General features: G+C 65.8%; 20 protein-coding genes. 14 read left to right on the top strand and 6 right to left on the bottom strand.

Annotation, left to right across the window (positions count from 1 at the left end):
- Nucleotides 1-66: 66 nt before the first annotated feature.
- Both PEP31012_RS07440 and PEP31012_RS07435 read right to left on the bottom strand, forming a co-directional pair.
- Entirely contained in the window at nucleotides 67-609 is a 543-nt protein-coding gene (locus PEP31012_RS07440; RefSeq protein WP_150588666.1) for a response regulator transcription factor, read from the bottom strand.
- Nucleotides 606-1874: an ATP-binding protein gene (locus tag PEP31012_RS07435; protein ID WP_150588665.1), complete on the bottom strand. Its 1269-nt coding sequence runs from the start codon at nucleotides 1872-1874 to the stop codon at nucleotides 606-608. The genes PEP31012_RS07440 and PEP31012_RS07435 overlap by 4 nt, the downstream gene beginning before the upstream one ends.
- Nucleotides 1875-2093: 219 nt before the next feature.
- On the opposite strand from PEP31012_RS07435, the gene PEP31012_RS07430 reads away from it, so the two are divergent.
- The 3 genes from PEP31012_RS07430 (at nucleotide 2094) to PEP31012_RS07420 (ending at nucleotide 4755) form a co-directional block, all read left to right on the top strand.
- Nucleotides 2094-2654: a copper chaperone PCu(A)C gene (locus tag PEP31012_RS07430; RefSeq protein ID WP_150588664.1), complete on the top strand. Its 561-nt coding sequence runs from the start codon at nucleotides 2094-2096 to the stop codon at nucleotides 2652-2654.
- A gap of 367 nt (nucleotides 2655-3021) precedes the next feature.
- A complete protein-coding gene (gene argB / locus PEP31012_RS07425) occupies nucleotides 3022-3927 on the top strand; it encodes an acetylglutamate kinase (protein ID WP_150588663.1) in 906 nt (301 codons plus the stop codon).
- Nucleotides 3928-4056: 129 nt separating this feature from the next.
- Nucleotides 4057-4755, top strand: a complete 699-nt coding sequence (locus PEP31012_RS07420) for a Dph6-related ATP pyrophosphatase (protein ID WP_150588662.1) — start codon at nucleotides 4057-4059, stop codon at nucleotides 4753-4755.
- A 15-nt stretch (nucleotides 4756-4770) separates the two neighbouring features.
- Here PEP31012_RS07420 and PEP31012_RS07415 read toward each other — a convergent pair whose 3' ends face one another.
- Nucleotides 4771-5676 carry a LysR family transcriptional regulator gene (locus PEP31012_RS07415; protein ID WP_150588661.1) on the bottom strand — a complete coding sequence of 302 codons (906 nt, stop codon included), beginning with the start codon at nucleotides 5674-5676 and terminating at the stop codon, nucleotides 4771-4773.
- A gap of 248 nt (nucleotides 5677-5924) precedes the next feature.
- On the opposite strand from PEP31012_RS07415, the gene mdlC reads away from it, so the two are divergent.
- From mdlC to PEP31012_RS07400, 3 genes are all read left to right on the top strand, one after another.
- Nucleotides 5925-7553, top strand: a complete 1629-nt coding sequence (gene mdlC / locus PEP31012_RS07410) for a benzoylformate decarboxylase (RefSeq protein ID WP_150588660.1) — start codon at nucleotides 5925-5927, stop codon at nucleotides 7551-7553.
- Nucleotides 7554-7606: 53 nt separating this feature from the next.
- Nucleotides 7607-9076, top strand: a complete 1470-nt coding sequence (locus PEP31012_RS07405) for an aldehyde dehydrogenase (protein ID WP_150588659.1) — start codon at nucleotides 7607-7609, stop codon at nucleotides 9074-9076.
- A gap of 94 nt (nucleotides 9077-9170) precedes the next feature.
- Complete coding sequence (locus tag PEP31012_RS07400; protein ID WP_150588658.1) at nucleotides 9171-10538, top strand: MFS transporter; 1368 nt, start codon at nucleotides 9171-9173, stop codon at nucleotides 10536-10538.
- 153 nt (nucleotides 10539-10691) lie between these two features.
- Here PEP31012_RS07400 and PEP31012_RS07395 read toward each other — a convergent pair whose 3' ends face one another.
- From PEP31012_RS07395 to PEP31012_RS07385, 3 genes are all read right to left on the bottom strand, one after another.
- The gene (locus PEP31012_RS07395; protein WP_150588657.1) at nucleotides 10692-11636 is read right to left on the bottom strand and encodes a PDR/VanB family oxidoreductase; all 945 of its coding nucleotides are present in this window, start codon (nucleotides 11634-11636) and stop codon (nucleotides 10692-10694) included.
- Nucleotides 11633-12697, bottom strand: a complete 1065-nt coding sequence (locus tag PEP31012_RS07390; RefSeq protein WP_150588656.1) for an aromatic ring-hydroxylating oxygenase subunit alpha — start codon at nucleotides 12695-12697, stop codon at nucleotides 11633-11635. Before PEP31012_RS07390 ends, PEP31012_RS07395 begins: the two co-directional genes overlap by 4 nt.
- A gap of 102 nt (nucleotides 12698-12799) precedes the next feature.
- Complete coding sequence (locus PEP31012_RS07385; RefSeq protein ID WP_150588655.1) at nucleotides 12800-13468, bottom strand: GntR family transcriptional regulator; 669 nt, start codon at nucleotides 13466-13468, stop codon at nucleotides 12800-12802.
- A 211-nt stretch (nucleotides 13469-13679) separates the two neighbouring features.
- Here PEP31012_RS07385 and PEP31012_RS07380 point away from each other — a divergent pair, with 211 nt between their 5' ends.
- The 8 genes from PEP31012_RS07380 (at nucleotide 13680) to PEP31012_RS07345 (ending at nucleotide 21311) form a co-directional block, all read left to right on the top strand.
- A complete protein-coding gene (locus PEP31012_RS07380) occupies nucleotides 13680-14522 on the top strand; it encodes a gallate dioxygenase (protein ID WP_150588654.1) in 843 nt (280 codons plus the stop codon).
- A complete protein-coding gene (locus PEP31012_RS07375) occupies nucleotides 14519-14878 on the top strand; it encodes a protocatechuate 3,4-dioxygenase (protein WP_150588653.1) in 360 nt (119 codons plus the stop codon). The genes PEP31012_RS07380 and PEP31012_RS07375 overlap by 4 nt, the downstream gene beginning before the upstream one ends.
- Nucleotides 14879-14902: 24 nt before the next feature.
- Nucleotides 14903-16243, top strand: a complete 1341-nt coding sequence (locus tag PEP31012_RS07370; RefSeq protein ID WP_150588652.1) for a LysR family transcriptional regulator — start codon at nucleotides 14903-14905, stop codon at nucleotides 16241-16243.
- Between the two features lie 401 nt (nucleotides 16244-16644).
- Nucleotides 16645-17841 (top strand): ABC transporter substrate-binding protein, encoded by a 1197-nt coding sequence (locus PEP31012_RS07365; RefSeq protein WP_150588651.1) that lies wholly within the window; start codon nucleotides 16645-16647, stop codon nucleotides 17839-17841.
- 37 nt (nucleotides 17842-17878) lie between these two features.
- Nucleotides 17879-18751, top strand: a complete 873-nt coding sequence (locus PEP31012_RS07360; RefSeq protein WP_150588650.1) for a branched-chain amino acid ABC transporter permease — start codon at nucleotides 17879-17881, stop codon at nucleotides 18749-18751.
- 13 nt (nucleotides 18752-18764) lie between these two features.
- Nucleotides 18765-19850: a branched-chain amino acid ABC transporter permease gene (locus PEP31012_RS07355; protein ID WP_150588649.1), complete on the top strand. Its 1086-nt coding sequence runs from the start codon at nucleotides 18765-18767 to the stop codon at nucleotides 19848-19850.
- Complete coding sequence (locus PEP31012_RS07350; RefSeq protein ID WP_150588648.1) at nucleotides 19847-20599, top strand: ABC transporter ATP-binding protein; 753 nt, start codon at nucleotides 19847-19849, stop codon at nucleotides 20597-20599. Before PEP31012_RS07355 ends, PEP31012_RS07350 begins: the two co-directional genes overlap by 4 nt.
- Nucleotides 20592-21311, top strand: a complete 720-nt coding sequence (locus PEP31012_RS07345; RefSeq protein WP_150588647.1) for an ABC transporter ATP-binding protein — start codon at nucleotides 20592-20594, stop codon at nucleotides 21309-21311. The genes PEP31012_RS07350 and PEP31012_RS07345 overlap by 8 nt, the downstream gene beginning before the upstream one ends.
- Nucleotides 21312-21342 lie beyond the last annotated feature (31 nt).

Genomic DNA, 21342 nt, shown 5'->3' with positions numbered 1-21342 from the left:
CGTTTGCTGCAACGTAAAAAAGGCCCTTCGGGGCCTTTTTTGCGTTTGACGATTTGACGCTCGGCGTTACTGCTTCACCGGACGCTTGAGCAGTTTGCGCTGCAGCGTGCGACGGTGCATGTTGAGCGCGCGCGCGGTGGCGGAGATGTTGCCGTTGTGCTCGGTGAGCACGCGTTGAATATGCTCCCATTCGAGGCGCGCGACCGACAGCGGCGACGGGTTCTCGATGGCTTCGTCGGCTTGCGTCTCGCTCGCGTCGCTGCGCAGCGACGCCAGGATGGTGTCGGCGTTGGCCGGCTTGGCCAGGTAGTTGTCGGCGCCATCCTTGACGGCTTGCACCGCCGTCGCAATGCTCGCGTAACCGGTGAGCACCAGCATGCGGGACTTCGGTTGCAACGCGCGTAGCGGCGCGATGAGCGGCAGTCCCGAATCCTGTCCCAGATGAAGGTCGACCGAGATCAGGTCGAACTGACGCGTACGCGCCGCGAGCAGCGCCGCGGCACTGTCGGCGGCGATCTGGACGTCGTAGCCGCGCCGGGTCAGCGCGCGGGCGAGCGTTTCGGCGAAGACGACATCGTCGTCGATAAGGAGGAAGTGGGAGGCGTTCATGTCTGACTCCGCGAGCCGAAGAGGAAAGTGGCCATCGGCAGGCGCAGCTCGGCGCGCGTGCCTTGCGGCGTGTTGGGGGTGAGGGTGATGTCGCCGCCGAGACGTTGTGCGCTGGCAAACGCCAGGTACAGGCCCATGCCATGCCCACCGTGTGTGCTCATGACGGGCGAATTTCCCAGTCGGGCGCGCAGCTCGGCGCTCATGCCAGGGCCTTCGTCGCAAACGGTGAAACGCACGTCGTCCGGCGTGACGGCCACGTCGAGGGTGACCGACGACGGGCTGAAGTAGGCGGCATTGTCGAGCACGATGGTCAGGATCTGGCCAACCTGCACGGTGTCTTCGATGCGCGCGGTCAACTTCGGCGGCACGCGCAACTGGAACTGGACTTGCGGGTGCCGCAGGCGCCACTGCGTGGTGAACGCCGGCAGCCACTCGGCCAGGGCCTGCCGCACGGGGGCTGCCGCACGCGTCTGCACGTGACCGATGGCGCTCTTGCACAGCGCGATTTGTTGTTCGAGCGTCTGCAGATCCGGCGCGAACGGCTTCAACGCGGCGTTGCCCACACTCTCGCTGCGCAGTTCGCCAACGACCACGGCCATCGTCGAGAGCGGTGTGCCAAGTTCGTGCGCCACGCTCGCGGCCTGGGCGCCGAGGGCGGCCATCCGCTCGTCGCGCAGCAGCCGCTGTTCGGCGCGGGCGAGTTGGGCGTCGCGCGCCCGCAAGGCGCGCGACATCCGCGAAACGAACCACGCAATCACGAGCACGCTGACCACGAAGTTGACCCACATGCCGGCCAGATGCAGGCGCAGCAGGTTGCCCGGGTCGGCCAGATCGAGCGGCACGTACTGGAAGTTCAGCGCGCCATAGGCGACCAGTGAGAGCAGCGCCAGTTGCGACGCATTGCGCCACGGCAGCACGGCGGCTGCAATCGCCAGGCCGGGCAGGAAGAGCGAGACGAACGGGTTGGTTGCGCCCCCCGAGAAGAACAGCAGCGCGGTGAGCGCGGCAAGATCGACGAGCAACTGGCTCATCAGGTCAAGATCGGTGCGGCGCCGGGCTCGCTCGATGCCGCGGCGGGCACGCACCCACGTGAGCACGTTGAACAGGACTTCGAGGGCGATGATGGTGAGCATCGGCTCGAGCGGCAGACGCACGCCGAGCCAGAGTTGCACGACACCGATGGTCGCCAACTGGCCGACGATGGCCAGACAGCGCAACCAGAAGAGCTGAACGACGTTGGCTCGCTCGATGGGAAAATGAGTCATACGACAAGTGTACCAAGTCCGGGTCACGGGCAATCCGGCGTCGTCGGACGCTGCGACACTCTGCCGCACGGGGGCTGATGCCCGGCATCAGGCAGCGCGCGCCCGCGCGTCGCGGGGTGCGACTACAATGAACGTCCACGTCTTGTGCGACATGGCGTCGCACACCCTGTCATGTGATGCCGGGCGGAGGCGTTCCGTCGACAACGAAAAGGAGTTTGCATGAAGCACAAACTTTGGGCGGCTGCCGCACTGAGTCTTGGCATGGCCTCGGCTTACGCACAGGTGGGGCAGGTAGCGGTGTCGGACGCGTGGGCGCGCGGCACGGTGCCCGGTCAGAGCGCGACCGGCATCTACATGACGTTGCAGGCGCCCCAGGCGACCACCCTCGTCGGCGTGAGCACGCCCGCCGCCGCGAACGCCGAAGTGCATGAGATGAAGCTCGAAGGCACGCTCATGAAAATGCGCGCCCTGCCGAACGGATTGCCGCTGCCGGCCAACCAGCCCGTGCAGCTCAAGCCGGGCAGCTATCACATCATGCTCACTGACCTGAAGGCGCCGCTCAAGAAGGGCGACACCGTGCCGGTCACGTTGCGCTTCGAGTCCGCCGATCACAAGAAGTCCGAGCAGCACGTCGAGGTGCCTGTCCGCGATCTGGCGGCAGGCGCGCCCGCGGGCGGCGGCATGAGCGGTATGAGCGCCATGAGCGGTACGGGCGGTACGGGCGGTACGGGCGGAATGAGTGGTATGTCCGGCATGGCGCACGGCGCGCATAGCCAATAAGTCGCAGGCGGCTCAGGCCACGGAGTTGCGCCACCGCAACAGCCTTGGCGCGCTCGCGGAAGGGCCACCGGTGGGCGTTCACGGCGCACAAATCCGGGGACGAGAGGGGCCGAGGGAAAAATCGGCCACTGATGGGCGTCCGTGGAGAAGTCAAAGGGGAGATACGCACGCGCGTTCCTGCGCCGCTGACGGGGCGGGAATCGCCGCTTTTGCGGTTACCGTCCCGCATGTGACGACGGGGAGGCATGGGCATTGGCCGATGCAAGCCCCGGACCCTTCCGAAACCCGTCAACGCCCCGCACGCATGGGCTTCTTGGCTGTACAATTCGCCGTGTTTCTGGTCCACCTGCGAAATAACCTTCCCGCCATGTCCGATCCGCAACTGTCTTCCATCGACGACATCGCACCTGCTCTCAAGGCCGAAGTTCTGGCTGAGGCGATGCCGTACATCCGCAAATATCACGGCAAGACCGTGGTGATCAAATACGGCGGCAACGCAATGACCGAAGAGCGTCTGAAGCGAGGCTTCGCGCGCGACGTCATTCTTCTCAAGCTCGTGGGCATCAACCCGGTGGTGGTGCACGGGGGCGGCCCGCAGATCGATCAGGCGCTCAAGAAGATCGGCAAGCAGGGCACGTTCATTCAGGGCATGCGCGTGACCGACGAAGAGACGATGGAAGTGGTCGAGTGGGTGCTCGGCGGCGAAGTCCAGCAGGACATCGTCATGTTGATCAACCAGTACGGCGGCCAGGCGGTGGGTCTCACCGGCAAGGACGGCGGCCTGATCAACGCGCGCAAGATGTTGATTCCGGATCGCGAGAACGCCGGCAAGCTCCTCGACATCGGTTTCGTCGGCGAAGTCGACTCGATCAATCCGGCTGTGGTGCGCGCCCTGCAGGACGACGCGTTCATCCCGGTGATCTCGCCGATCGGCGTTGGAGAAGACGGTCAGGCGTACAACATCAACGCCGACCTCGTGGCCGGCAAACTGGCCACGGTGCTGGGCGCCGAGAAGCTGGTGATGATGACCAACATCCCGGGCGTGATGGACAAGGACGGCAATCTGCTGACCGACCTGTCGGCGCGCGAGATCGACGACCTGTTCGCCGACGGCACGATCTCCGGCGGCATGCTGCCGAAGATTTCGTCGGCACTCGACGCCGCGAAGAGCGGCGTGAAGTCGGTGCACATCGTCGACGGCCGCATCGAGCATTCGGTGCTGCTCGAAATTCTGACGGAACAGCCGTTCGGTACGATGATCCGCTCGCACTGAGTCGGCTCGCACGTAGTGCGACACCTGGCGGGCGGTGACGATGGTGACATCGCACGACGCCGCCGGTATCGAAGGCGGACCCTGCGGGGTCCGCTTTGTTTTGTTGCGCCCCTTTGTTCCTGAGACCCCATGCCCATCCCCGCCTTTTTCTCCTGGAGCGGCGGCAAGGATTCCTGCCTTGCCCTGCATCATGCGCTGTCGTGCGACGCGCGCGGCGAGCCGCACTATGACGTGCGGCGTCTACTGGCGATGTTCGACGAAACGGGCGACAGTTCGCGCTCGCACGGCTTGCCGCTTGAATTGATGCAGGCGCAGGCCGAGGCACTCGGCATCGCGCTCGACGTCGGCCATGCCGGCTGGCGCGAATACGAGGCGGCGTTCGTCGCCCGCTTGCAGGCGATGCGCGCCGAGGGCATCACGCATGGCCTGTTCGGCGATATCGATTTGCAGCCGCATCGCGAATGGGAAGAGAAGGTCTGTGCGGCGGTGGGCATGACCGCCGTATTGCCGCTGTGGCAGCGCGAGCGCCTGACGCTCGCGCACGAATTCATCTCGCTGGGCTATCGCGCGGTGATCGTGTGTGTGGACGGACGCCACCTCGGGCCGGAATTCGTCGGCCGCGAATACGATGCGTCGCTGTTGGCCGATCTGCCGGCGCACGTCGACGCGTGCGGTGAGAACGGCGAGTTCCACACGTTCGCCTACGATGGCCCGCGCTTCACGCGACCGGTGCCGTGGCGCATCGCGCGTGTCGAGACGATTCACGGCCCTAAGGAATACGGCGGCACACCGTACCACCGCGCGCAAATCGTGGCAGCGGGCGACTGACCCGCGCCCGGGGCATCAGCCGGGCGCCGTCAGCCGTCGCAGCTCGTCGAGCAGCTTGACGGCAGGGCTCGGCAAGATTCCCTGACGGCGGCGGAACGCCGTGAGCGTGCGCGTGGCGTGCACGGTCGGGATCGGCAGGGTGTCCATCACACCCGCGCGCGCTTCGACGTCATACATCGGCTCGGGCATCCACGTCAGAAAGCCGCATCGCGCGACCATGCTCTTGAGCACCGGGACGGAGCGCGTCTCCACGACAATGTTCGGCAACGCCAGCCCATGCGCGGCGAACACGCTCTCCACATGCGCGTATGGCGCAGTGCCGCGCGGCGGAATCGCCCAGCGTTCCCCGAGCGTGTCGGCCAGGGTGAGTGTCCTTTGCTGGCGCAACGGATGGTCGCACGCGGCCACCACATAGCTGTCGTCCTTCCAATGGCAGTCGGAGATCGCGACGATGTCGTCGGTGTCGGGGGCCACGGTCGAGAGCGCCAGATCGATCTCGTGGCGCATCAGTCCCTGGGCGAGCCGGTCCCAAACCCCTTCGATGATTTCCACGCGCAGGTTCGGCCAGCGGTCGAGCACGCGCTCGACCGCGAGCGGCAGCACATGGCTGGCGATGGCGCCGACCGCGCCGACCTTGATCGTGCCTTTGGAGAGCCCGCGCAACGCATCGATTTCTTCGCGCGCATGCTCGGCTTCGCGCGCCAGCAACATGGCGTGCGGCAGCAGCGCCTGCCCGAACGCTGTCAAGGCCATCCCCTTGCTGTGCCGCTCGAACAGCGGCGCGCCGAGATCGACTTCGAGCCGTTTGATGGTGCGGCTCAGCGCGGGCTGGGTCAGATGCAGCTCGGTCGCCGCGCGTCCGAGACTGCCGGTCTCAACGATGGTCGTGAAAGCGCGCAATTGCTGGAGATTGAGGCTCATGAGGGGAGGGCACTCCGGAGGTCGGGACGAGACCGAGCGCTGCTACGACAACGCGGCGGCATGGCGACGTACAAGTCATGCAAAAGCGTAATGACTTCGGTAAGCAAAAGCAATTCCGGTGCATATATCGACTCCCTATACTCGTCGAAACGCTCGCCGAGACCCGCGTCCGATCGCGCGGCCCGAGCCACAACAACCCCCGCCGTCACGCGTTCGCCCGTCGACGGTGGCAGGAGACGACAGCCCCCATGAAAGACAGCCGAGAACTTCGTGCCGGCCAACGCGCCGGCGACCCTCAGACCCTGACGGTTCGCGAGGTGGTCATCGATCTGATGCGCCGCCATGGCATGACAAAGGTATTCGCCAACCCCGGTTCGACCGAGCTGCCGTTGTTCCGCGACTTCCCGCCGGACTTCGAGTACGTGCTGGGCCTGCAGGAGGCCGTCGTTGTCGGCATGGCCGATGGTTACGCGCAGGCGAGCGGCAACGCGGCGTTCATCAACCTGCACTCGGCCGCCGGTGTGGGCAACGCGATGGGCAACATCTTTACCGCCTACAAGAACCAGACGCCGCTCATCGTGACGGCCGGACAGCAGGCGCGCTCGATTCTCCCGTTCGATCCGTTCCTCGCGTCGGCGCGTGCGACCGAGCTGCCGCAACCGTATGTCAAGTTCAGTCTGGAACCGGCGCGAGCCGAAGACGTGCCGCTGGCGCTGGCTCGGGCGTATCACATCGCCATGCAGGAGCCGAAGGGGCCGGTCTTCGTCTCCATTCCGGTCGACGATTGGGATCGGCCGGCCGAGGCATTGCCGCCGCGTCAGGTGAGCACGCGGGTGCAGCCCGACCCGTTCGCGCTTGCCCAACTTGGGGCGGCGCTCGACGCATGCTTGCGTCCGGTGTTCGTGGTCGGTTCGTCGATTGACCGCGCGGGGGCATTCGATGTCGTGCGCGCGTTGGCCGAGCGGCATCACGCGCGCGTCTTCACCGCACCCATGTCCGCGCGTTGCGCGTTCCCGGAAGATCACCGGCTGTTTGCCGGGTTCCTGCCGCCGATGCGCGAGAAGATCGTCGATCTGCTGGGCGGTCACGATCTGATTCTCGTGATTGGCGCCCCGGCGTTCACGTATCACGTGGAAGGGGCCGGGCCGCATGTGCCCGAGGGCGCTTCGCTGTTCCAGTTGACCGAAGATCCGGGCGTGGCCGCGTGGACGCCGGTCGGCGCCTCTGTCGTCGGTAACGTGCGACTCGGCGTGGAAGCCCTGCTCGCGCGTGAGGTCCTCGGTGAGCGTGAGTTGCCGCCGCCGCGCAGCATGCCGCCGGTGGCGCTGCCGAACGCGGCAGGCGAGCGCATGTCGACGGCCTTCGCACTGCAAACGCTCGCGAGCGTGCGCGAGGCCCATGACATCGTCGTCGAGGAGGCGCCGAGCGCGCGCCCCGTCATGCAGCAATACCTGCGTTTCTCGCAGCCAGGCACGTTCTACACGATGAACAGCGGCGGTCTCGGCTACTCGATGCCCGCGGCCGTCGGGGTGGCGATGGCGCATCCCGGGCGGCGCGTCATCGGCCTGATTGGCGATGGCTCCGCGATGTACTCGATTCAGGGCTTGTGGAGCGCGGCCCAAGCCAGGCTGCCAATCACGTTCGTTATCCTTAATAATTGCCGATACGCAGCATTACAGGACTTCGCGCCGTCGTTCGGCTTCGGTCCGGCCGATCCGGTGCAGGGGACCGATCTGCCTGATCTGGATTTCGTGCGTCTGGCCGAAGGCATGGGCGTGCGCGCGCAGCGCGTCGCGCAGGGCGGCGAATTGCGCGACGTCCTGTCGCAGGCATTCGCGAGCGGCGAGACGCGTCTCGTCGAGATCATGGTGACATGACGCACGGCGCGAGCCATCCCGAGACGAACTACCGAGCCAGGAGACAAAACACCATGCAAACCCAGCAAGACCCCAAAGCGCTGTCGATGCTGATCGCCGGCAAGCGCGTCGGCGCGACACACGGCGCCACGTTCGAGCGGCGCAATCCGTTGGACGGCGACGTCGCTTCGCGGGCACCGGCCGCCACGCTCGACGACGCCCGCGCCGCGGTGTGCGCCGCATCGGACGCGTTCCCCGCCTGGTCGAACACCGGGCCCGGCGAACGGCGCGCGCTGTTGATGAAGGCTGCCGACCGGCTTGAAGCGAAGGTCGAGGCGTTTCAGGCGGCCATGGCGGCGGAAACGGGAGCGTCTGGCCTGTGGGCCGGCTTCAACGTGCATCTGGCGGCGCAGGGGCTGCGCGAAGCGGCTGCCATGACGACGCAGATCGCCGGCGAGATCATTCCCTCGGATGTGCCCGGCAGCCTCGCAATGGGCGTGCGTCAGGCCGCCGGCGTAGTGCTTGGCATCGCGCCGTGGAATGCGCCAGTGATTCTTGGCGTGCGCTCGGTCGCGCTGCCGCTCGCCTGCGGCAACAGCGTCGTCTTCAAGGGCTCGGAGCTGTGCCCGGCTACGCACGGCCTGATTGCCGATGCGCTTGACGAAGCGGGTCTGCCACCGGGCGTCGTGAACTTCATCACGAATGCACCGAAAGACGCGGGCGCCATCGTCGAAGCGCTGATCGCCGCACCTGCCGTGCGTCGCGTGAACTTCACCGGTTCGACGCGCGTCGGCCGCATCATCGCCACGCTGTGCGCCGAGCATCTCAAGCCGGCGGTGCTGGAGCTGGGCGGCAAGGCACCGTGTCTTGTGCTCGACGACGCCGATCTTGACGCGGCGGTGAGCGGTGTCGCGTTCGGCGCGTTCGCCAACTCCGGCCAGATCTGCATGTCGACGGAGCGCATCGTGGTGGCCGAATCGATTGCCGACGCCTTTGTCGACAAGCTGGCCGCCAAGGCGCGCGCGCTGCCGCTGGGCGATCCGCGAGACGGCCCGGTCGTGCTGGGCTCGGTGATCGACATGGCGACCGTCGCGCGCTGCAATGCGTTGATCGACGACGCGCTCGCCAAGGGCGCAACGCTGCTGTGCGGCGGCCGTGCCGACACTACGCTCATGCCTGCGACGTTGCTCGATCACGTCACGCCGGACATGCAGATCTATCGCGAGGAGTCGTTCGGTCCGGTCAAGGGCATTGTGCGCGTGAAGGACGACGAAGCCGCTATCGCCTGCGCCAACGACAACGCCTATGGCCTGTCGTCCGCCGTGTTCAGTCGCGACATCGCCCGCGCGATGGGCGTAGCCAGGCGCATCGAATCAGGCATCTGCCACATCAATGGCCCCACGGTGCACGACGAAGCGCAGATGCCGTTCGGCGGCGTGAAGTCGAGCGGCTGGGGACGTTTCGGCGGCAAGGCCGGCATTCATGAATTCACCGATCTGCGCTGGATGACGGTGCAGACCACCCCGCGTCATTACCCGTTCTGAACGACGTCCAGTCGCCAGCGCAACGATGACGTCATGCAGGACCACCATACCGCCGCAGCCGGGACACCGGAACAGACGGCCGGAGGAGACAACCGTGTCACAACCGTTTGAGACTGCACCGGCGGCTGCCGGTGCCACGTCCGGCCACACGCAGGCCGGCGACGTGCATCACTTGGAAGCGAACACCGCCGGCGCGACGGCGAACTTCGGCCGCGTAGTCGCGGCCAGTTGCTTCGGTACCGCCATCGAGTGGTATGACTTTTTCGTCTACGGCTTTCTCGCGCCCATCGTGTTCGACCGGCTGTTCTTCCCGCAGCTCGACGCGATGACCGGCATGATCGCCGTATTCGCCACGTTCGCCGTGGGCTTCCTCGCGCGGCCCATTGGCGGCATCGTGTTCGGACACTTCGGCGACCGCATCGGGCGCAAGTCGATTCTGCTGTTCACGCTGATTCTGATGGGCGTGGCCACCACGATGATCGGTCTGTTGCCGACCTACGACCAGGTCGGCATGTGGGCGCCGATCATGCTCGTCACACTGCGCTTCGTGCAGGGGTTTGCGCTCGGTGGCGAGTCGGTCGGCGGGTTGCTGATGACGGTCGAGGGGGCCCCCGCGCACTTGCGCGGCCTGTTCGGCGGACTGATCCAGGCCGCCGGGCCGACGTCGATCGTTGGCGCGTCGCTCGCCATCGTGCTGATCACCCGCCTGCCCGAAAAAGATTTGCTCGCGTGGGGTTGGCGCGTGCCGTTTCTCGTAAGCCTGCTGCTCGTGGCACTGGGCACCTACGTGCGCCTGAAAGTCGAGGAGTCGCCGAGCTTCAAGGCGGCGGAGCAACATCGCGACATCGCGAAAGTGCCGGTCGTGGAAGTGCTCACGCATTACTGGCGGCCGACGCTTGTCACGTTCTTCATTTGCCTGGCCGAGACGAGCTTCTTTTACCTGGTGGCGATCTTCTCGCTGTCGTATGGCACCAAGACGCTCGGCTTGCCGCGCAACGTGATGGCCGACGGCGTGCTGTACGCGAACCTGCTCGCCATGCTGACGATCCCGACGTTCGGCATGCTCTCCGACAAGCTGGGACGCCGTCCGATGTTCCTGTTGGGGTTGGCCGCCACGGCGATCTTCATCTATCCGTTCTTCCTGATGATGGGCAGCAAGGAGACGGCGCTGGTTGTGTTCGCCATCGTGATCGGCGCGGGCCTGATTCACCCGATGATGTTCGGCCCCGAAGGCAGCTTCTTCTCGGAACTGTTCGATACGCGTGTGCGCTTCTCGGGCGTGTCGCTCGGCAAGCAGATCGGTACTGTGCTGGGGGGCGGACTCGCACCGATGATCGCGGCGAGTCTGCTTGCCTGGAGCCATGGCCACATTTGGCCGGTCATCGTCTACTTCGTTGTGCTCGCCGCGATGGCGTTGATCTCGACGTTCCTCGTCCGGGAGACAAGGGATCGGGTGCTGTGATGTCCAGGGCGGCCATGGCATCCGCGGCGTCGATCAGGTCAATACGTCGATAGCGCCGATGATGCTCGCGCTGCGTTCAGGCCATCGTTAAAAAAATCAGCCCCGCTCGCGATGCGAAGCGGGGCGATGCCCTTCGGTGTTGACAATGACGCGTTACAGATCGAGCACCAGCATGGGCGACTGGCTACGCGAGCAGCAGGGCAGGATCTGGTCGTTGGCGGCGCGCTCGTCGTCGGTCAGGTAGACGTCGCGATGCTCGGGGGTGCCGTCGATCACGCGCGTGAGACACGTGCCGCACACGCCTTGCTCGCACGACATCTGTACCTCCACGCCCTGCGCGGCGAGCGCCGCGACGATGGTCTCGCCGGCCTTCACGTTGATCACACGACCGCTCGAATGCAGCTTCACCTGGAACGCCTTGTCGCCCGCCGTCTCCGCGGGTGCCGGCGCGGCGAAATACTCGCGATGCACATTGCCTTCCGGCCACTGCGCCGCTTCCGCGCGCGCCAGCACGGCATCGATGAATCCCGCCGGGCCGCAGACATACAGGTGCTTGCCGCCGGACGGATGTGCGAGAATCGCGTCGAGATCGGCGCGCTCGCCTTCGCTGTCGAAGTACAGACGCGTCTTCGCGGCGAGATCGTCGCGGGCGAAACGATCGCGAAATGCCGCGCGCGCCGGTTCACGCGTGCCGTAATGCACTTCGAACGACGCGCCGCGCTCGGACAACGCTTCGGCCATGCACAGAATCGGCGTCACGCCGATCCCCCCGGCAAGGAGGATGCTGTGCGTGGCGTGTTCCGCCAATGGGAAGTGGTTGCGCGGCGCGCTGATCTCCACCGTCGTGCCAGGCGTGAGCGCGTGCATGGCGCTCGAGCCACCTCGCGACGCGGGGTCGCGCAGCACGCCCAAGCAGTAGCGATGGGTCTCCCCGGGCGCATTGCACAACGAGTATTGCCGCACGAGACCCTCGGCGACATGCACGTCGATGTGTGCACCCGCGGTGAAGGCCGGCAGCGGGCTGCCGTCGACGCTCACCCACTCGAATTCGCAAATGTCGGTGGCGACATCGCGCTTGCTCGCGAGCCGGACCTTCATGCCGCGTTCTCCACGTTCGCCACGCTCCCCGTTCCTGCCCGCTCGGCCTCGATCAGGCGATCGAGTACCTTGCGCGACTGCACGCCGCCCGCGTCGATGTTGAGCTTCAGGATCTTCTTCTCCGGATACGCCGAGAGATTGCGTTGCTGCGCTTCGAGCACTTCCTGGTCCTCGGCGAAGATGCCGCCCTGGCCGCGCTTGATCGCGGCGGTCAGCTCGGCATCCTCGGGCTTGAAGTTGCGCGCCATGCCCCAGAAGTACCAGATCGATTCGTCGGTCTCAGGCGTGATGAAGTCGACCACGATGCTGCCCGCCTTCTTGTCGGCCGGGGCATCGTAACCGCCATGCCCCGCGTGCGCCACGCCCACTTCGATCATCACGTGACTCGGCGGCGTGAAGCGGCACACTTGCCAGCGGTCGCACGGCACCTGGTCGTCCAGGCCGTTCGCGCGCAGCGCGCTCGCCCAGAACGGCGGGGCCTTGATGTTCTCCATATGACGCGCCGTGATCACGCTGTCCCCCTCGACCGTCGTCTTCGGCGGGGCTTCCTCGATCTCTTCCTGACCGATGCTCGTCGCGTGCACATAGGTCTCGTGCGTCAGGTCCATCAGATTGTCGATCATCAGTCGATAGTCGCACTGGATGTGATACAGGCCGCCGCCGTACGCCCATCGATCGCTGAGTGCCCATGCCAGATGCGGAATCTCGTCGGGATTCGCGAGGGCGGCGTCGCCCGGCCAGACCCACACGAAGCCGTAGCGCTCCACGCACGGATACGCACGCGTTTTCGGAAAGCCGCCGACACGCTGGCCGACCATCTTCGTGCATTTGCCGCCACCGTCGACCGTCAGGCCGTGATAACCGCACACGAGGTGGCCGTCCTTGACGAAGCCCAGCGACAGCGCCGCGCCGCGGTGCGGACAGAAGTCTTCGAGGGCCGCGACGTTGCCGTTGGCTTCGCGGAAAAACACCATCGCCTCGTTGCAGATCTTGCGGCCCAGCGGCTTGTCGGCAAACTCGTCCGGCGTGCACGCCACGTACCAGGTATTTTTCAGGAACATGATGGCTTGTCTCCTAGGCGCGCCTTCAATTGGCGCGCTCTCGTCTCGATAGAGGATGGTCGGGATGAAGTCGGTGAAATCGGTGAAGTCGGAGGGGGCGCGTCAGAGCAACTGCGCGCCCATGCTGTGTTCTTGCGTGACGATGTGCTCGCGGCACATGAACTCGGCGCGATCGGGCTGGCGCGCGGCAATCGCCTCGACGATCGCGTGATGCTGCCGATGCGCGTACGCGAGGATGTCGGCGTACTGGCGTCGATCCTTGTGCCCGAAGGCGACCGTGCGCGGCGCGACGAAAGGCACCAGATTGCAGCGCGTGACGAAGCCCTCGAGCAGCGCGTTCTGTGCGCCGGTGACGAGCAGATCATGAAAGCGTGCGTTGAGCGACGCATAGCCGATCTGGACTTCGGCCGTCATCGTATGGTCGGCGAGCAGGGCATCACCTTCGGCCAGCAGGTCGCGCAACTGCTTAAGCAACTCGACGCTTGCGCCTTTCTCGGCGAGCAGACGCGCGGCATAGCCTTCGAGCGCGCCGCGCAGATGCAGCGCCTCGACACTCTCCTCACGCGTATGCGCGCGCACCGCATAGCCTCGCTGACCGGCGCGCACCACCAGGCCTTCCTCGGCAAGCACCGGCAATGCCTGCCGTACCGGCATGCGCGAAACACCCAGTTGCTCGGCGAGCTTGGCTTCGGCCAGACGCTCGCCCGGCGCCAGTTCGCCCTTGAGGATCATCTCGCGCAACTGGACCGTGGTTGGCGTGGGATGCAGCATGCGTCTCCTTTCGATGGCGGGAATTCGTGCCGGTCGTGCTGGACCCTTCCAGCCTCGGCTTTTTTATTATGGGATCCCATAATTGTCTTTCGCATCCGTATATACCCTGCTTTATGTGCATATGGGATCCCATATAGACTCGCCGCAGCATCAATGCGGGCCGTCGCATGGCGTCGCCCGCGCATGACAAGACAAACGACGGAGACTTCACGTGGCAAAGATCATTGGGGGGATCGGCACGTCGCATGTGCCGACCATCGGTGTGGCGTACGACAAGGGCAAGCAGCAGGATCCCGCGTGGGCGCCGCTGTTTGAGGGCTATGAGCCCGTGGCGAAGTGGTTGGCCGAGAAGCAGGCTGACGTCCTGGTGTTTTTCTACAACGATCACGCGACCACGTTTTTCTTCGACATGTATCCGACGTTCGCGCTCGGCGTGGGCGACACGTTCCCGATTGCCGACGAAGGGGCGGGGCTGCGTCCGCTACCGCCGATTCGAGGCGACGTGGCGTTGCAGGCACACATCGCCGAGTCGCTCGTGAACGACGAGTTCGACATCACCGTCTTCCAGGACAAGCCCATCGACCACGGCTGCGCATCGCCGCTGCCGCTGCTCTGGCCGCACAAGCCGGACTGGCCGGGCACCGTCGTGCCGATTGCCATCAACGTCCTGCAATACCCGTTGCCGACCGGCCGTCGCTGCTATCGCCTCGGTCAGGCCGTGCGCCGCGCCATCGAGTCGTATCCGGAGGATCTGCGCGTGGTGGTCGTGGGCACGGGCGGTCTCTCGCACCAGATTCACGGCGAGCGCGCAGGCTACAACGACGAAGCGTGGGATCGCGAATTCCTGTCGTTGCTCGAGAACCAGCCCGAGACGTTGACCGAACTCAAGCATGTGGATTACGTCGAGCGGGGCGGTGCCGAGAGCGTCGAGCAGATCATGTGGCTGTCGATGCGCGGTGCGCTGGGCCCGCGCATCAAGCGTCTGCATCTGAACTACTACCTCGCGACGACCACTGCGATGACCGTCGCGCTCTACGAGGAGGACGCCGCATGAACCCGCAGCTCGAAGGCATCGAGGCGATTACCGGCACGTACGCGTTCGACCTGCGCGTGAGCCATCGCACGCTCAAGCTCAATCGCTTCTTCTGGCACATGATTCGCGCCGAGCATCGCGAGACGTTTCTCGGCGATCCCGTCGCCGCGATGACGGCGGCCGGTCTCACCGCCGACGAGCAGGCGATGGTGCAGGCGCAGGACTGGCTGGGCCTTGTGCGCCACGGTGTGAATTTCTTTGTGCTGGAGAAGTTTGCCCGCGTGGTGCGCAAGACCAACCTCGAAGTCTATGCGCTCATGCGTGGCGAGACGCTCGACGCGTTCATGGCCACGCGACGCGTGCCGACCCTGCGCTGAGCCCGGCCGAGCCAAGCACCGCGCATGTCCCTCGATACCTCCATCAGTCTCGCTCACACGCCGGCCGCACCCGCGTTGGCATGTCACGAGCGCGGCACCTGGAGCCGAACGCCGCATACCAACGAGGCGCCGCGCCTGTGTCGAAAGTTGCGTGGCCTTCGCGCGATGGTCGCCGTACTCGAATGCGATTCGGTCGCGCGGGCGGCGCGCATGCTGCATCTGTCGCAGTCGGCCGTGGCGCGGTCGATCTCCGACATTGAGGCGGAGCTGGGTTTCCCGCTGTTTCAACGCAGCGGGCGCGGCCTGATTCCGAACGCGGCCGGTCAGCGCCTGGGGGTGCGCGCCACGCGCGCGCTCGCGGAGTTGGCCAACGGGTACCGCGATGCGTTTGCCGCCACGGCGTCGCAGGCCGACGGCGGGGCGCGGGCGGCGAGCCGCTTCGCGGCGGTCGTCGCGCCGCAACAACTCACGAGCTTCATCGCGGTGGCGGAGCTGGGGAGCGGGCCGCTCGCGGCAAGTCGCCTGCAATGCTCGCAGCCGACCATTCAGCGCAATCTCGATCAGCTCGAAGATCTCATCGGTATCAAGCTGTTTCGACGCACGCCGCGCGGCACGCGTCTGACCGACGAGGCGCAGGCCTTGCTCGGCCCGGTCAAGCGCGCGCTGGCCGAGCTGGCGATCGCCGAAGACGAACTCGCGCCGTTCGGCGGGCGTCAGCAAGGCACCGTGATCGTCGCCGCGTTGCCGCTGTCCAGCGGCTTTTTGCTGCCCAAGGCCATCGACAGTCTGCTGTACACGTTGCCGTATCTGAACGTGACGGTGGTCGACGGCACGTACGAAGCCCTGATTCGCCAGTTGCGGCAGGCGGACGTCGACATGATCGTCGGCGCCTTGCGGGCGAGCGATGTGCCGCCGGACATCCGTCAGGAGGCGCTGTTCGAGGATCACCTGTCGGTGGTCGCGCGTGCCGATCACCCGTGTCTGACGTCGGGGCGCAGGCCCACGCTTGCGGCGCTTGCCGAGTACGGGTGGGTGAGTCCGCTGCCCGCCACGCCCGCGCGCCGCGTGTTCGAGCGAGTGTTTCATGCGGAAGGCCTGGGATTGCCGCGCACGCAGGTGCATGCGAGCAGTTCACCGGTGGTGCGCGGGCTGCTGTCGTCGAGCGACCGGCTCGCCTTGCTCTCGCCGGTACAAATCACGTCGGAGTTGCGCACCGGCGAACTGGCGGTCGTGCCGGTGCCGTTGCAACACGCACGACGAGCGATCGGCGTTGCCACGCGGCGCGATGGTTTGCTGTCCCCGGCCGCGGAACAGTTGCTCGATGAGCTGCGCGCGCTGGCGCCCACGATGCAGCATCCGACGTAAGACGCGCAGCACGCTCGGCATATCGTTCGCGAGTGCGGCGAAATTCGCCGGATCCGCCATGACTTGCATGTCTCGTCGCGTTATCCCGCGCACGCTTTCCGATTCCAGGATCATCCCGTGAAGTCCCTTCACGCCTTCTCGCCGCGCCTTTTGCGGCGGGCGTTCCCCCAGGGGAAGGCGAAACGTCTCGCACTGCGAAATCTCCTTGGCGAAATGCGCGCGATCCCCTAAGGGAAATCTCGGGGATATACGAAAAACGCAACGCTCGACGCGGGAGTTTCATTCGACGCGCGGTGCCCGGCTGCCTAAGCTGACTCCCATACCTTGAAAAGGCCCGCCAACCCCTGGCGCGCCATATCAGAAAACGGAGCGGCGCACGACGCCGACGAGGAGACGACACCATGATGAAGCGCCATCTGTGGCTTGCTGTGGCACTTGCGAGCGTTTGCCAATTCACCGCCGTCTCGGCGCGTGCCGAGGAAATCAAGGTCGGCATGCTGGGGCTGTTCTCCGGCTCGGCGTCCTGGTGGGGCACCGAGTACCGTCGCGGCGTCAACCTGTGGCTCGATCAGCACAAGAGCCGGGTGGGCGACGACACGCTCGTGGTGCTCGAGCGTGACGAAGGCGGCGTGAATCCGCAGCGCACGCGCCAGCTCGCGCAGGAACTGGTGGTGCGCGATCAGGTGCAGTACCTGTTCGGCGGTTCGTTCACGCCGAACGTGCTGGCCATGGCCGACGTGGCAAACCAGACCAAGACGCCGCTCGTCATCGGCAATTCGGGTACGTCCAGCGTGACGCTCAAGTCGCCGTACTTCGTGCGCACCGGTTTCACGCAGTGGGCGGTAAGTGTGCCGCTCGTGGAGTACGCCGCCAGCAAGGGGGTGAAGAACGCGGCCATCGTGGTGGCAGACTATGCGCCGGGCTACGACGCGATCGACGCTTACAGTGAGACGTTCAAAAAGGCGGGCGGCAAGATTGCTGCTGAAGTGAAGGTGCCGCTCGGCACGACCGACTTCTCGAGCTATCTGCAACGCGTGCGCGACGCCAAGCCGGATGCTCTCTTCCTGTTCATGCCGGTGGGGCCGATGTCGGCCGGGTTCGTCAAGGCGTTCAAGGAGCGCGAACTCGACAAGGCGGGTATCCAGCTCTTCGCAACGACGGAGACGATGGAGTCCGACCTGCCGGCCATCGGCGAGAGTGCCATCGGCACCATCACGGCGCTGCATTACTCGCCGTACCTGACGTCGCCGGAGAACACAGCGTTCGTGAAGGCGTACAAGGCGAAGTACGGGCCGGGCGCACTGCCGTCGATCGCTTCGGTGTCGGCCTACGACTCGATGACGGTCATCGCGCAGATGATCAAGGCCACGAAGGGCAAGAAGGATGGCGACAAGGCGATCGCGGCGGTGAAGGGCTTCGCGTGGACGAGCGCCCGGGGTCCGGTGTCGATCGATCCGAAGACGCGCGAAATCGTGCAGAACGTGTACATCCGCCGCGTGGAGAACATCGACGGAAAGCTGGGCAACAAGCCCATCGAGACCTTCAAGTCGGTGGTCGAGCCGTGGCACGTGAGCCACCCCCAGGTGGCTGCCAAGTAACGCAGGCGTCGTCGCTCAGTTCGTTCGGTAATTCGTCATGACGCAATCGCTTGCCACTCTCCTGTCGTTGTCGATCGACGGTGTGGCCTACGGGATGTTGCTGTTCCTCATCTCCGTGGGTCTCACGGTCACGCTGGGCGTGATGCGCGTGGTCAATCTCGCGCACTCCGCCTTCGCCATGATCGGCGGTTATTTCACCTTGTGGGCCATGCAACGTGCCGGGCTCGATTTCTTCGCCGCGCTGCTCGTCGGCGTGGCGGGCACGATGGTGCTCGGCGCCGTGCTCGAGCGCACGCTGTATCGCTGGGTCTACACGGCCAACGGTCTTGGGCAGTTGCTCATGACGATCGGGCTCGCGTTCATCATCTGCGCGCTGGCCAAACATCTCGCCGGCACCGAGCTGCAGTCGATCCCGATTCCGGAAGGGCTGCGCGGCACATGGGACTTCGGCGCGTTCTCCGTGTCCGTCTATCGCATCTTCGCCCTGGTGTGCAGCGCGGTCGTGGCACTCGGCATCTGGTGGGGGCTGGAGCGCACGCCGTTCGGCGCGAAGCTGCGCGCGGCGGTCGACAACCCGCGCATGGCGCGCTGCGTCGGCATCGACGTGCCGCTCGTGTTCTCGATCACGTTTGCCATCGGATGCGGGTTGTCCGGGCTGGGCGGCGCGCTGTCCAGTCAGATCCTGCCGCTCGAACCATATTACGGCTTGAAGTACCTGGTGCTCGTGCTGATCGTGGTGGCGGCCGGCGGGCTGGGCAGTCTGCGCGGCTCGCTTTACGCGGGGCTGCTGCTCGGTCTGATCGACACGCTGGGTCGCTACTACGTGCCGGCGCTCGGCGCCTTCATGATCTACCTGGCCGTGCTGGCCATTCTGCTGATCCGCCCGCAAGGGTTGGTCGGCCGTGCCTGAGCGGAGGGTCACGATGTCACCTACGAATCCTCTGCCGCAGGTCGCGGGTACGGCGCACGTCGCCCCCGCGCTGCGTCGCAAACGGCTCGGCGCGCTCGATGGGGTGCTGCTGCTCGCCGCCATCGCCACCTACTGCTTCGCCGATCTGTATCTCGCGCTCGCCACGAGCGTGCTGATCATGATCATCTTCGCGCTCTCGCTCGATCTCGTGCAGGGCTATTGCGGTATCGAAACACTGGGGCATGCTGCGTTCTTCGGCAGCGGCGCCTACGCCGCTGGCCTCTTCGCGCTGCACGTATCGCCCGACCCGCTGCTGGGGCTGGTGGCCGGCGCGGTGGTGGCCGCTGGCGTGGGCCTCATCACCGGCATCGTGGTGCTGCGGGTGAGCGGGCTTACGCAGATCATGCTCACCCTGACGTGTGCCACGCTGCTCTATGAGGCGGGCAACGTCGCGAAGTCGATCACGATGGGCGATGACGGCCTGACCGGGTACACCATCGCCCCGCTGCTGGGCAGGTTCTCGTTCGACATCTACGGACATACGGCGTATCTCTATGCGCTCGCCGTGTTGCTCGTGGTGTATCTGTTCACGCAGTTCCTCGTGAACTCGCCGTTCGGTCTCGCCGTGCAGGGCATTCGCGAGAACGCCACGCGCATGTCGCTGCTTGGCGTACGTGTCGGCCTGCGTCGCCTGATGCTCTACACCCTCGCTGCGGCGTTGGCCGGCGTGGCGGGTGCGCTCTCGGCACAGGTCAACAACATCGTCGCTCTCGACACCCTGTCATTCACGCTGTCGGCCAACGTGCTCGTGATGCTCGCCCTCGGCGGCACCGGACGTCTCTACGGCGCGGCCCTTGGCGCGATCGTCTTCATGGTGCTGTCAGACCGCATCGCTGCCATCGATCCGACGAACTGGCTCGCCGCACTCGGTGTGCTGCTCATCGTAGTGGTGCGCTTCGCGCCCGACGGCCTGATCGGGCTGGTGGATCGCTTCGCCGCCCGCGTGGCTCCTGCGCGACATCGCGCCCGGCGCACATCCGTGGCAGACGCTGGCGGCCTTGCCAATGCAACGACCACGGACAAGGAGGTCACGCCGTGAGCGCTGCACTCGACATTCAAGGGTTGTCCAAACGCTTCGGCCAGCTCGACGTCACGCGCAACGTCAGCCTGTCGCTGCCCGTGGGCGCGCGACACGCGTTGATCGGCCCGAACGGCGCGGGCAAGAGCACGTTGATGAATCTGCTCACGGGCGTGCTCAAGCCGAACGCCGGTGTGGTGCGCGTGGGCGGCACGGACGTGACGTCGATGCCCTCGCACAAGCGCGTGAAGCTCGGGCTCGCGCGCACGTTCCAGCTCAACACGCTGTTCGACACGCTCACTGTGGCCGAGAACGTGGCGCTCGCCCTCACGGCGCGCAGCGGTCTCGATGGTCGCATCGGCAAGCCGCTCGCGCGCCGACCGGCGCTCGTGGAGGAAGCGGCCGAGCGTCTGCGCGCGCTGGGCATGCTCGATCTCGCGGGCAAGCGCATCGACGAACTGGCCTACGGCCAACGTCGTCAGGTGGAAATCGCGCTCGGTCTGGCGCTTGATCCCAAGGTGCTGCTGCTCGACGAACCCGTGGCCGGCGTGCCATCGGGACAGGGCCGCAAGCTCTTCGACCTGCTCGAACGCTTGCCCGAGGACGTGGCGGTGATGGTCATCGAACACGACATGGATCTGGTCTTCCGCTTCGCGCGCCGCATCACCGTGCTGGTCGAAGGCGCGGTGCTCATGGAGGGCGAGAAGGACGACGTGCGCCGCGATCCGCGCGTACGCGACATTTATCTGGGGCGTCGCCATCATGACTGACTTCCTGCTCGAAGCCGCCGAACTCAGCACCGGGTATGGCGAGACCATCGTGCTCGAGAATCTGAGCCTGCGCCTGGCGTCGGGAGAAGCCCTCGCCATTCTCGGTCGCAACGGCGTGGGCAAGAGCACGCTGCTGCTCAGCCTGCTGGGATTGACCACGCGCCACGGCGGCGTGGTGCGCTATCGCCAGGACGATATCTCGACGTGGCCCGCCTACAAGCGGGCCCGTGCCGGGTTGGCGCTGGTGCCGCAGGAGCGCGACATCTTCAAGTCGCTGTCGGTCGAGGAAAACCTGCAGGTGTCCGCGATGGGCGCGACCGGCAACGCCTGGTCGCTCGATCGTGTCTACGACCTGTTCCCGCGTCTTCACCAGCGGCGTCGCAACCTGGGCAATCAGCTCTCGGGCGGCGAGCAGCAGATGCTCGCCATCGGCCGGGCGCTGATCGGTAATCCGCACGTGGTGCTGTTCGACGAGCCGTTCGAAGGGCTGGCGCCGGTGATCGTCGATCAACTCGTCGATGCGTTCTGGAAGCTGCGCGCCGACGGTGGCATGGGCGTGGTGGTCGTGGAGCAACACGCGGAACTGGGGCTGGAACTGACGGACCGCGCGCTGGTGCTCGACCGGGGTCGCGAGGTCTGGTCGGGACGCAGCAGCGAACTGGCCGCTTCCCCGGAATTGCTCGGCACGCTGGTCGGACTGGAAAGCGCCTGAACGGGCACGGCACAACACGTATTGACGTCAA

It is taken from the genome of Pandoraea eparura (assembly GCF_902459725.1).
Classification (GTDB): Bacteria; Pseudomonadota; Gammaproteobacteria; order Burkholderiales; family Burkholderiaceae; genus Pandoraea; species Pandoraea eparura.
The sequence above is the reverse complement of the archived record's forward strand: the minus strand, read 5'-3'. Positions and strand labels throughout refer to the sequence as shown.